This is a genomic window from Kitasatospora griseola (assembly GCF_014648555.1).
GTDB lineage: Bacteria > Actinomycetota > Actinomycetes > Streptomycetales > Streptomycetaceae > Kitasatospora > Kitasatospora griseola.
The window spans coordinates 165,644-176,903 of record NZ_BMRI01000002.1; the positions used below are offsets into that span (position 1 = coordinate 165,644).

The following is an 11,260-nucleotide window of genomic DNA, read 5'->3' on the forward strand; positions in this document are numbered from 1 at the left end:
CCAGCGTTCGGGGCGGCGGGTGGGCCGGTCGGCGGCCAGCGCGAGGATCCGCGGGGTCGGCAGGTGCAGCCAGCTGTCGGCGAAGTGCGTGCTGCCGCAGGCCCGGGTGACGTCGCGGGCGTTGCCGGGCACGGTGGCCAGGCAGGCGACCTTGGCGGCGGCGGCCTCCTCCTGGACGCCGTCGGAGTCGGTCACCACGAACGCGCAGCCCCGCAGCAGCGCCCCGAAGGTCAGGTACGGCTGCGGCGGCAGCACCCGTTCGCGCAGGCCGCCGTCGAGCAGGCCGTGGTCGGCCAGGTGCGCCGCGGCCCGCGGGTGCAGCGGGAGCACCGGCGGCAGGCCGTGCGTCGACAGGTCGCGCAGCACGTCCAGCACCGGTTTGGGGTGGCTGAGCGCGGCCGGCTTGTGCAGCGTCGCCAGCACGTACCCGCCGCGGGTGAGGCCGAGGCCGTCCAGGACGGCGGCATCCCGGTCGGGGTCGTGGTGCGCGAGGTGGCACTCGGCCATCGGGTTGCCGACGAAGTGCACCTGCCCGGCCGGCACGCCTTCGCCGTGCAGCGCGTCCACGGCCTCGGCGGTGGTGGCCAGGTGATGGTCGGTGCAGGCGGTGACGATGCGGCGGTTGGCCTCCTCGGGTGTGCGGTCGGGCGAGCGCAGGCCCGCCTCCAGGTGGATCACGGGGGTGCCCCGGCGGGCGGCGACCAGCGCGGCGGCGACGGTGGAGTTCACGTCGCCGACCACCACCACTGCCTCCGCCGGGTGCCGGTCGAGGTCGCGCTCGACCAGGGCGCAGAGCCGGCCGAGCTGCTCGGCGTCGCTGGCGGCGTCGCCGCAGCGCAGCCACCGGTCCACGTGCAGGTCGAGCTCGTCGCACAGGCCCTGCCCGAGGCGTGGGTCGAAGTGCTGGCCGGTGTGCACGTACGACCAGGCGGCGCCTGGCGCGCGCATCTTGCCGACCGCCTGCTGAAGCGTCCAGACCTTGGGGGTGTTGGGCCGTGCGCCCAGATAGACGGTGATCGTCGGGCCGGTGTCCATGTCTCCCACCTGCCTTCCTCCCAGCTGTCGCCAGCTGTTCGTCGAGCTACCGAGGAGCCTAGGTTCGGCCCGCGCGGGCCGAACCGGCGGTTGCGCCGATCGGCCGCACGACCCCGCCGGGCCCGCCTACCTGGCCCGTTCCCGGGGCGGCAGGGCGGGCACGGCGACGCCGCCGCCACTCTTTCGAGTGAGGTCGGCGGCGCTCCGCTGGCCGGCCGGGCCGTGCGCTGCTTTCCGGCCGGGCCGTGCGTTACCTGCCGGCCGTGCTCCACCTGCCGGCCGTGCGCTACTTGCCGGCCAGGCCGTACCCTCCGTCGACGACCAGGGTCTGGCCGGTGATGTGCCGGGCGGCGTCCGAGGCGAGGAACGCCACCGCCGCGGCGACCTCCGCCGGCTCCGCGGGCCGCCCGAGCAGGTTGCCGCGGGCCTGCCGCCACGCCCCTTCGTCCCAGGTCGCGACCATGTCGGTAACGGTGAAGCCCGGGGCGACGGCGTTGACCCGCACGGTCGGCGCGTAGCGCTTGGCCAGCGAGACGGTCAGGTTGCCCAGCGCCGCCTTCGCCATGGAGTAGAACACCGTCCGGTCACTGGCCAGGCCGTCGACGCCCCGGATCGACGACACCAGCACCACCGCGCCGCCACCCTGCGCGACCATCTTCGGCAGCAGCTCCTGCAGCACCCCCACCGCGCCCCACACGTTCACCCCGAACGCGTCCGCGACGTCGGCCCGCGACGCCTCCTCGAACGCCACCACCCGGTTCACGCCCGCACTGAACACCACCACCTGCGGCAGCCCGTGCTCGGCCACCACGTCCGCCACCCCGCGCCGCACCGCCGCCGCGTCCGCCAGGTCGAACGCCACCGTCGGCGCCCCCAGCTCCCGCCCCAACCCGACCAGCCCCGCACTCGGCGTCCGCCCGTGCAGCACCACCCGACACCCCTGCGCGTCCAACGCCCGCGCCGTCGCCGCCCCGATCCCGCGCGACGAACCGAGCACCAGCGCACTCGAACAGTCCGACATCCCTGCTCCCTTCCGACCCCGCCTCCACCTCCGCCTACGGGCCGATGCTGCCCCGGCCCCCACCGGCAACGGCCGGAACCCGCCCGTGAACGACCGAAGATGGCCCGATCGGAGCCCCCGCCACGGCCGTATGCTCCTCCGATGGAGCGCGATGCCGACCAGCACGACTGTGAAGTCCTGATCGCGGGGCCCTACTTCGCGGACCTGGTGTTCCACGGCCTGCCCCGGCCGGCCGAGCCCGGCCGGGAGGTGTTCGCCGACGGGTTCGCCCTGGTGCCGGGCGGCGCGTACACCCTGGCCATGGCGGTGCACCGGCTCGGGCGGACGGCCGTGTGGAGCGTCGACTTCGGCACGGACGTGTTCAGCGCCGAGGTGCTCTCGGCGGCCCGGGCGGAGGGTCTGGACGAGCGGGCGTTCCGGCACCACCCGGGCCCGGTGCGGAGCCTGACCGTCGCGCTGTCCGGGCCGGACGACCGGGCGATGGTCAGCTACCAGGACGCGGTGGCGCCGCAGCCACTCGTCCCGCTGCTGCGCCAGTACCGCCCGCGCATCCTGATGTTCCCGCAACTCCTGTGGGACGAGCCGACATTGGCCGCCGTTCGGGCTGCCGGGCAGCTAGGCGCGCTGGTGGTGATGGACTGCCACGACGTTCCGGCCTCGCTCACGGACCCGGCGGTGCGCCGCATCCTCGCCGAGGTCGACGTCTTCACGCCGAACGCCGCCGAGGCCCTCCGGCTGACCGGTGCGGCCGACCTCGACGACGCGATCGCCGAACTCGCCGCGCTGGTACCGACCCTGGTGGTCAAGCGCGACGCCCGGGGAGCCGTCGCGGTCCGCGGCGGCAAACGGTACGACACCCCCGCCGTGCCCGTGCGGGCCGTGGACGCCACGGCGGCCGGCGACTGCTTCAACGCGGGCCTCGTCCACGGCCTGCTGTCCGGCCACGACCTGCCCGCCTGCCTGGCCGTCGCCGCCGCCTGCGGCTCCGCCGCCGTCACCGGCCCCGGCTCCGGCGCGGCCCTGCGCGCGGCGGAGCTCCCGAGCTGGCTGGCGCGACTCCCGTGACCAGCGGGGACGGTCGCCACCCTCTCGGCGACACTTCGGCCGACGACCGCCCCGGGGGGCTCGCCCGCGCCCTGCACACGACGGCCCTTGAAGTCCCGCCGCACGGCTCCTCCGGCGGACCTCGCCCCGGCGGGCGGCGGCCCGCCATGGACACCATGGCAGCGGGCTGCTTCGACCCGACCGTCGTCCACGGCCGGCTGGACGGCCGAGCCCTCCCGGCCCATGGCCCACGGCCCACGGCCCACGGTCCGCGGATCCGCCGCCGTCCGGGCCCGGGCGCGGCCCTTGCGCGCGGCGGAGTTCGGCTGGAGCGCCTCCTCAGCACCCCCGCGTGACCTCTTCACCACATCCGGTCGTCGTGTTAGCGTCCGTCGAATGTCGAGGATTCTGGTCACGGATCTGGACGGCACCCTGCTCGGCGGCGACGCCGAGGACCGGCTGCGGCTGCGGGAGGCACTGGCCCGCCACCCCGAAGTGACGGTGGTGTTCGCCACCGGCCGCGGGCCGGACTCCGCCCGGGAGGTGCTGCGCGACCCGCTCGTCCCGCGCCCCCGGTGGATCATCGCCGACGTCGGCGCCACCCTCCTCGACGGCGTCGACTTCTCCCCCGTCGAACCTCTGCAGGGGCAACTGCGCGCCGGCTGGCCGGGAGCGCCGCAGGTGCGGGCCGCACTGGAGCGCTTCCCCGCGCTCCGGTACCAGGACGAGGTGCCGCAGGACGGCCGCTGCTCGTACTACCTGGACCCGGACGGGCTCACCGACGAACTCGCCTCCGCGGTGGCCGCGTTGGGACTGGCCTGGGTGTACTCGGGCGACCGCTACTTCGACGTGCTGCCGTCGGAGGCGTCCAAGGGCGGGGCGCTGCGGGCGCTGGCGGAGAAGCTGAACTGGCCGGCCGAGTCGATCCTGGTGGCCGGGGACTCGCTCAACGACCTGTCGCTGTTCCGGCTCGGCACGCACGGCGTGGTCGTGGGCGGTGCGGAAGCCGCGTTCGACGCGGCGGTCGGCAACGACCCGCTGGTCCACCGTCCCGACCGGCCCGGCGCGGCAGGCATCCTGACGGCCCTTCAGGCTCTGGGTTGGGTCACCCCGCCGCCGGCCCGGCACGCACTCGTCGTCGGCTACCACCGCCCGCCCCCGCAGCACCGGCCGCCGGCCAGCCCCAACGGCATCCTGCCCACCCTGACCAGCGTCTTCGCCGACGGCCTACCGGGCCTCTGGGTCGCCGCCACCTCCGCCCCGGCGCCGCCGCCCCTCGACCGGGTCTCGCTCGTCCCGCTGAGTGCCGAGCAGTGGAGCGGCTACTTCCACCGGGCCTGCAAGGAGACCCTCTGGCCGGTGCTGATGTCCGAGCCGGAACGCTCTGTCCTCGACGCCGACTCCTGGGCCGCCTACCGTGCCGTCAACGCCCGCTTCGCCGACCACATCACCACTCGCGCTGCCCCCGGCGCGACCGTCTGGCTGCACGACTACAACCTCTGGCTGGTCCCCGGCCTCCTCCGCGCCGCCCGACCGGACCTGCGCATCGGGCTGTTCCACCACACGCCGTTCCCCGCCCCCGAGGTGTTCGCCACCCTCCCGGTCGCCGCCGAACTGCGCGCCTCCCTCGCCTGCCTCGACTGGGCCGGCTTCCACACCGCGGCCTTCGCATCGCACTTCCGCCGCGCCCTCCCTTCCCCGCCCCGCACCGGGGTCCACCCGCTCGGCGTCGACCGCCCGGCCGTCGAAGCCCTCGCCCGGACCCGAACTCCCGCGCCCCGCCCGCCGGTCGACCACCTGGTGCTGTCCGTCGAACGCCTCGACTACGCCAAGGCCCCCGTCCAGAAGGTCGACGCCCTGGACCGCCTGCTCACCACCCACCCCGACCTGCGCGGCCGGGTGACCTTCCGCCTGATCTGCCCGCCGCCCGAACCGGGGATCACCGCCTACGACACCACCCGCGACCTGCTCGAACACCGGATAGCCGAAGTCAACGCCCGCTGGCAGCAGGCCGGTTGGCAACCCGTCGACTACCGTCCGCACAGCCTCTCGTTCGCCGAGGTGGTCGACGAGTACCTGGCGGCCGACGTCTTCTGGGTGACGTCGCTCCAGGACGGAATGAACCTGACCGCCAAGGAGTTCATCGCCGCCCAGTCCACCCTCCCCCACCCGGGCATCCTGGTCCTCTCCCACCACACCGGCGCCGCCACCCAGTTCGCCCCCGCCGCCCTCCTCACCGACCCCCACTCCCCCGACGACCTCACCACCCAACTGACCCGAGCCCTCACCACCACCCCCACCGAACGCCGCACCCGCATGACCCACCTCTCCACCCTCCTCGGCCACGACCGCCCGGTCGACTGGGCAACCCACGTCATCGACGCCATCCGGCAGGCCTCGCAGAGAATTTGACTGGCCGCCCCTGTTGCCCCGCACCAGCCCAGCGGACCGCATGCAGCCCTTGCCACTCACGGGCGATCAGCGCTCCGGCATTCCTGCCACACGCTCCAACGCGAACGGCTCGGTCGTTCCGGACCTTGGGGCTCGTGTCAACCTCCGTCATCGAAGACGGCTGCATCGCGGGAATTCGAACACTCTATCTACTGGACCTCCCCGACAGCCACTCACGCACCGCAACTAGTCGTGACCGCACGGTAGCCAGGTCGCGGTTCTCCATGCTTCAATATCACACGAACAGCGCCATGGAGATTCCGATGACCGCAGCACTGGTAACCGCCTGCGCCAGCATTTTGATTGCCGTTCTAGCTTACTGGCTGAACCACCACGGAGAGACCCGTAGATCTCTGAGGAGAGCGCGAATCGAGTGGGTCAACAGCCAACTGAAAGATCTATACGGCCCGCTTCTCGTCCTCACCGAAACGAACGAGATGGCCTGGAGCGAATATCGCACGCACCACGTTGTACGCAACGACGACGCCTCAGCAGATGCACCGCTGTTGGCGCTGGAGGATGCCCAGTGGCGCAGTTGGGTGGAGCTGGTTTTCGCTCCTGCAGCTCAAGAGATGCGAAAGATCATCACTGCCCGAGGCGATCTTATTATCGGGGAAGAAATGCCACCAGTAGTTCTGGAGTTTTGCGCACACGCGGCAAGCTACGATCTCCTGCTGGCAAACTGGAACGATATCGGCCCAAGTAAATCCGCTCCGATCCGCCACCCGGGAAGCAGATTCCCGTCGTATGTCCGCGAGTCATACGGGGCACTCAAGGCGGAACAGGCTTTACTGCTCAGCAAGGCGGCACGATAGTCCAGCCTAGGATAGTTCAATTTCCCTACTCAGAGAAGTAAATGGAGACTGCAATCAAGATATTTCTGAGCTGGTCCGGTGAGCGATCCAAGAAAACTGCAGAAGCTCTTTGGAACTGGCTCCCTGACGTCCTTCAGTATATCGAACCATGGTTCTCGAGCCTGGACATTTCCGCAGGGAGGAGGGGAGTGCGACAGATAACCGATGAGCTTTCGGAAGCAAATTTTGGGATAATTTGCACCACCCCGGAAAATCAAGCTTCCACTTGGATAAATTTTGAAGCCGGAGCCCTTTCTAAGCAGGTCAACGACAGCTACGTCATTCCATTCCTTATCGACATGAGAGTAACTGACCTCATCAGCCCTCTCAGCCAGTTTCAAGCGATCGTCGGACACAGTAAAGACGATGTACAGAAACTCCTGGTTGACCTAAATGGCGCTTCGGGGCATTTAGCAATCCCGCGCGAAAGGCTGGACCGCGCCTTCCACAGGAGCTGGCCAGAGCTCGAAAGCGCCATAGAAAATATCAGCTCAATTACACCGGGGGACAGTACCTCGAATGCGATTGAGCGTTCCGAGGCCGATATGACCGAGGAGATCCTCCTCATCGCCCGACAGCTCGATCACCGCCTGGCAGACATAGAAAGATATTCGCTGCAGGCAGATGGGAAGCCTCGACGGCCATCCAGGGAGGTCCGCCGAATCACTGAAGAAAAGTTCATCGCATCATCATTCGCGAAGATCGGCTGGGAAGCCATCCGGTCCTCATGGGAGGATGAAAGCGTAGTAGTTTTCGTTCAAAATTCGAATAGCTCCTCGCAGTCTATTTCACGCGACTTCGTCGAGCGAGTTGCCAAATCCCTGGGTCGGGAAGTAGTTGTGGTGAAAGCAGCCGGAATGGTAATTGCCCGCAGCGGCACCTCGTGAATGTCCCGGATTATCCTTTAGCGCTCAAACCCAACCCGCACGGGCATCGGCATCCGCTCCCCCTTTCTCAAGCGTCGAAGCCGAAGCTCTCCAGCCTTATTCGGATCAACCCAGGCATTCCATGCCTTGATGTAAATAGACACCTGATCCCGCAGGTCCATCTTCCGCTTGGAGCTCCGCTTCTGCGCTTCTCCAGGAATCTCTCGCAGCGCGAGCCGTGCATCTCCAGGATCCAAGTTGGCACCCGTCCGGAGACCAGAAATCCACTCGTCAACGTCTGCGGCCGGCCCCACCTCCGTGGTCACGAAGAATCCGACTGCCACCGCCGTCTGACTTGCGAACAGGTGCCTCGAGATCTCACGTCCGACGCTCACTGACTCCTCAAACCTGTCCTTGTCTTCCTTGTATCCAGCCAGAATCCGATCGTTCGATACGTAGGCCCGGACGCCGTTCCATTGGTCGTTCGGCATCTCCTTGAAGAGGATCACGTGACGGATGGTGGCGGAAAGCAGGGGGCGATACTTCGCACCAGTCAACAGCAGGGCATCCGCTGCACTCCGACTCTTGCCAGAGTCGAGAACCGGAAAGACGTCCTCGGACAGCCCGTAGACAACAAGCATCTTCACTGAAACATTAGCCTCGATAATCGCATGGAGGCGATGCTGACCATCTACCAGTGCGCCGTTTTCGTCGAATGCGATCCCCTGGTGAGTAAGCTTCCATTCACCGCGAATAATGGCCGCCGCCAAGGACCTCACTCGCCCCAGGTCCAAGCGTCGATTGACCGAAGCTCGAGAGAGAAAGGTAGCGGCGAGTTCAGGAGTTACCTTTATGATCCGCGAAACTGGGTCTTCACCCGGCCCCTTTGGGCCGTCGACAGCTGTAATCATCTTCTGATCATAAAGCCCCAGCCCTCAGTCCCCACCATTGGACAGAATTTGATCAATTCTGATCGAAACGGCCACGCTTGTGGGCCCATTTACGCCCCATCTATGCCAGATATCCGCACCCCCAGTGAACCCGAACCAAGGACCTACACGTAGCGCTTGAGCGCCCACCGTGACAGCCTGACCGGCGATCCGTCAGCCCATGGTGAGGACCATCCGGAAGCGGGCCCGGCCGGTGAGCATCTTCTGGTAGGCCTGCTCGGCGTGGGCGAGGGGGAGGGTTTCGGTCATGGGGCGGATGTCGTGGAGGGTGCTGAAGGCCATGGTGTCCTGGACGTCCTGGGCGGTGCCGGAGGGGTGGCCGCGGATGGTGCGGGCGGACATCAGGAGTTGGGCCGGGGTGACGGCGAGGGGGGTGGTGTCGGCGCCGACGACCACGAGTTCTCCGCGGGGGGCGAGGCCGTCCACGGTGGCGGTCATGGCGTCGGCGTTGGCGGCGGTGGCCAGGACGACCTTGGCGCCGCCGAGGGCCTGGAGTGCGGCGGCGACGGGGGTGTCGGAGGTGCTGTCGAGGTAGTGGTGGGCGCCGAGTTGCTCGGCGAAGGCGGCCTTCTCGCGGCCGCGGGCGATCGCCACCGTCTCGAAGCCCATCGCGGCGGCGTACTGCACGCCGAGGTGCCCGAGGCCGCCGAGGCCGAGGACCGCGACCAGGTCGCCGGGGCGGGCGGGGCTGCGTCGCATGCCGTTGAAGACGGTCACGCCCGCGCAGGACAGCGGCGCGGCGTCGACTGCCGTCAGCGCGTCGGGGATCCGGGCCAGGGCGTCGACGGGGGCGATCACCTTCTCGGCGAACCCACCGTCGTAGGCCCAGCCGGGGACTTTGAGGTTGGAGCAGACGATGAAGTCGCCGTCCCGGCACGGCCGGCAGTGGCCGCAGCTGCCGCCGAACCAGCCGACCGCCACCCGGTCCCCGGTCTGCCAGCCGAAGTTTGTCGCGCCCTCGCCCAACTCCTCGATCCGGCCGGCGATCTCGTGGCCCGGCACCTCGGGGAAGGTGACTCCGGGCAGCGCGCCGCTCAGGAACAGCGCGTCGCTGTGGCAGACCCCGCAGGCTTCGACGGCGATGCGGACCTGCCGGGGGCCGGGCGGTGGAACCGCGCGTTCGGCCGGCTCCAGCGGACCGTTGGGGGCGGTGGCCTGCATGACGCGGTAGGTGCCCATGTCAGCACTCCTGGGAAAGGGGGTGTTCAGCCGAGGGCGCGGTCCAGGTTGAAGGCCGCGCTGATCAGCGAGAGGTGGGTGAACGCCTGGGGGAAGTTGCCGAGTTGCTCGCCCGTGCGGCCGATCTCCTCGGCGAACAGGCCGACGTGGTTGGCGTAGGTGAGCATCTTCTCGAACGCCAGCCGGGCCTCCTCCAGCCGGCCGGCCCGGGCCAGCGCCTCGACGTACCAGAAGGAGCAGATCGAGAAGGTGCCCTCGGAGCCCCGCAGCCCGTCGGGGCTGGCCGTCGGGTCGTAGCGGTAGACCAGGGAGTCGGAGACCAGGTCGGAGGTGAGCGCGTCCAGGGTGGACAGCCACTTGGGGTCGGTGGGCGAGATGAACTTGGCCATCGGCATCATCAGCAGGGAGGCGTCCAGGACCTTGTCGTCCAGCCCCTGGACGAACGCGCCGCGCTCGGCCGACCAGCCGCGGGCCATGATCTGCCGGTAGATCGCGTCGCGGGCCTGCTGCCAGCGCGGCAGGTCGGCGGGCAGGCCCCTGCGGTTCGCCATCCGGATCGCCCGTTCGAGCGCGACCCAGCACATCAGGCGCGAGTAGACGAAGTCGCGGCGGCCCGCCCGGGTCTCCCAGATCCCTTCGTCGGGCTGGTCCCAGTGGTCGCAGAGCCAGGCCACCACGGCGCCGACCTCGTCCCAGTGCCCGCTGCTGATCGGTTGGCCCCACTTGTCGTACAGGTAGACGGAGTCGATCAGCGCGCCGTAGATGTCCAGTTGGAGCTGCCCGGTGGCCGCGTTCCCGACCCGTACCGGGGCCGAGCCCAAGTGGCCCTCCAGGTGGGTGAGTTCCTGCTCGGGGAGGTCGCAGCGGCCGTCGATGCCGTACATGATCTGCAGCGGTCCGCTCTCGCCGGTGCCGCGCATGATCCCGGTCTCGGAGATGAAGCCCATGAACGCCTCGGCCTCGGAGGTGAAACCCAGCCGGAGCATGGCGTAGATGCAGAACGCCGCGTCGCGGACCCAGACGTAGCGGTAGTCCCAGTTGCGTTCGCCGCCGACCTGCTCGGGCAGGCTGGTGGTCGGGGCGGCGATGATCGCGCCGGTGGGCGCGTAGGTGAGCAGCTTCAGCAGCAGGGCCGAGCGGTGCACCATCTCCCGCCACCGGCCGTGGTAGCGCGACTGGGACAGCCAGTGGCGCCAGAACCGGACGGTGGCCTGGAACTGCTGCTCCGCCTCCCGGTTGGGGCAGGCCCGCGGGCCGATCGCGTCGCTCACCCGGTCCAGGGCGAACACCGCGGACTCGCCCTCCAGCAGCTTGAAGTGCGCCAGGACGTCCTGTCCGTCGGTCTCCACCGGCACGGTGGCGGTCAGTGCGACGTCCAACTCCGGTGAGTGGAACACCGCATGGCCGTCCACGAGCTCCACCGTGTGCTGCTGCGCCCCGTAGCCGAAGCGCGGGGCGACCGTCGCCCGGAACGGCAGCGTTCCGCGGACGCTGACCACGCGGCGGATCAGCCGGTGCCGGTCCGCCTCGCGCGACTCGTCGACGACCGGCATGAAGTCCTGGATCTCCGCCACTCCGTCCGCAGCGAAGAACCGGGTGATCAGCACGTTGGTGTCGGGGAAGTAGAACTGCCTGGTCCGGGCCGGCATGTCCGCCGCCAGCTCGAAGCGGCCGCCGCGGTCCGCGTCCAGCAGGGACGCGAACATGCTCGGCGCGTCGAAGCGCGGGCAGCAGTACCAGTCGATGGTGCCGTCCGTCGCGACCAGTGCGGCGGTCCGCAGGTCGCCGATCAGTCCGTGTTCGGAGATCGGTGGGTACCGGTACCCGCCCAACCGGTCGAATCCGCCAGTGCTGCCTGGC

At 69.3% G+C, this 11,260-nt stretch carries 9 protein-coding genes; 4 read left to right on the plus strand and 5 right to left on the minus strand.

Features of this window, described 5'->3' with window-relative positions; translation table 11 throughout:
• Both IEZ12_RS03270 and IEZ12_RS03275 read right to left on the minus strand, forming a co-directional pair.
• Window positions 1–1,035 (minus strand): UDP-N-acetylglucosamine 2-epimerase (locus IEZ12_RS03270; protein ID WP_229847232.1); only part of this gene is annotated, 1,035 nt, incomplete at its 3' end.
• Between the two features lie 286 nt (window positions 1,036–1,321).
• The gene (locus IEZ12_RS03275; RefSeq protein WP_189270690.1) at window positions 1,322–2,056 is read right to left on the minus strand and encodes an SDR family NAD(P)-dependent oxidoreductase; all 735 of its coding nucleotides are present in this window, start codon (window positions 2,054–2,056) and stop codon (window positions 1,322–1,324) included.
• Between the two features lie 141 nt (window positions 2,057–2,197).
• On the opposite strand from IEZ12_RS03275, the gene IEZ12_RS03280 reads away from it, so the two are divergent.
• From IEZ12_RS03280 to IEZ12_RS03295, 4 genes are all read left to right on the plus strand, one after another.
• On the plus strand, window positions 2,198–3,121 hold the full coding sequence (locus IEZ12_RS03280; protein WP_229847192.1) for a carbohydrate kinase family protein: 924 nt from the start codon (window positions 2,198–2,200) through the stop codon (window positions 3,119–3,121).
• 375 nt (window positions 3,122–3,496) lie between these two features.
• Entirely contained in the window at window positions 3,497–5,512 is a 2,016-nt protein-coding gene (locus IEZ12_RS03285) for an HAD-IIB family hydrolase (RefSeq protein ID WP_189270693.1), read from the plus strand.
• Between the two features lie 302 nt (window positions 5,513–5,814).
• Entirely contained in the window at window positions 5,815–6,366 is a 552-nt protein-coding gene (locus tag IEZ12_RS03290; protein ID WP_189270694.1) for a hypothetical protein, read from the plus strand.
• A gap of 41 nt (window positions 6,367–6,407) precedes the next feature.
• Window positions 6,408–7,292: a TIR domain-containing protein gene (locus IEZ12_RS03295; protein ID WP_189270696.1), complete on the plus strand. Its 885-nt coding sequence runs from the start codon at window positions 6,408–6,410 to the stop codon at window positions 7,290–7,292.
• Window positions 7,293–7,309: 17 nt separating this feature from the next.
• Here the strand turns inward: IEZ12_RS03295 and IEZ12_RS03300 are convergent, their stop codons facing one another.
• From IEZ12_RS03300 to IEZ12_RS03310, 3 genes are all read right to left on the minus strand, one after another.
• Window positions 7,310–8,182, minus strand: coding sequence for a hypothetical protein (locus IEZ12_RS03300; protein WP_189270698.1), 873 nt, complete (start codon window positions 8,180–8,182; stop codon window positions 7,310–7,312).
• Between the two features lie 192 nt (window positions 8,183–8,374).
• The gene (locus IEZ12_RS03305) at window positions 8,375–9,400 is read right to left on the minus strand and encodes an alcohol dehydrogenase catalytic domain-containing protein (RefSeq protein WP_189270699.1); all 1,026 of its coding nucleotides are present in this window, start codon (window positions 9,398–9,400) and stop codon (window positions 8,375–8,377) included.
• A gap of 26 nt (window positions 9,401–9,426) precedes the next feature.
• Window positions 9,427–11,232, minus strand: coding sequence for a glycoside hydrolase family 15 protein (locus IEZ12_RS03310; protein WP_189270700.1), 1,806 nt, complete (start codon window positions 11,230–11,232; stop codon window positions 9,427–9,429).
• Window positions 11,233–11,260: the final 28 nt, after the last annotated feature.

Excerpts from the sequence above, each read along its gene's own strand:
- IEZ12_RS03305 (WP_189270699.1), bottom strand. The coding sequence starts at position 9,400 with ATGGGCACCTACCGCGTCATGCAGGCCACCGCCCCCAACGGTCCGCTG.
- IEZ12_RS03280 (WP_229847192.1), top strand. The coding sequence starts at position 2,198 with ATGGAGCGCGATGCCGACCAGCACGACTGTGAAGTCCTGATCGCGGGG.
- IEZ12_RS03290 (WP_189270694.1), top strand. The coding sequence starts at position 5,815 with ATGACCGCAGCACTGGTAACCGCCTGCGCCAGCATTTTGATTGCCGTT.
- IEZ12_RS03275 (WP_189270690.1), bottom strand. The coding sequence starts at position 2,056 with ATGTCGGACTGTTCGAGTGCGCTGGTGCTCGGTTCGTCGCGCGGGATC.
- IEZ12_RS03300 (WP_189270698.1), bottom strand. The coding sequence starts at position 8,182 with ATGATTACAGCTGTCGACGGCCCAAAGGGGCCGGGTGAAGACCCAGTT.
- IEZ12_RS03285 (WP_189270693.1), top strand. The coding sequence starts at position 3,497 with ATGTCGAGGATTCTGGTCACGGATCTGGACGGCACCCTGCTCGGCGGC.
- IEZ12_RS03295 (WP_189270696.1), top strand. The coding sequence starts at position 6,408 with ATGGAGACTGCAATCAAGATATTTCTGAGCTGGTCCGGTGAGCGATCC.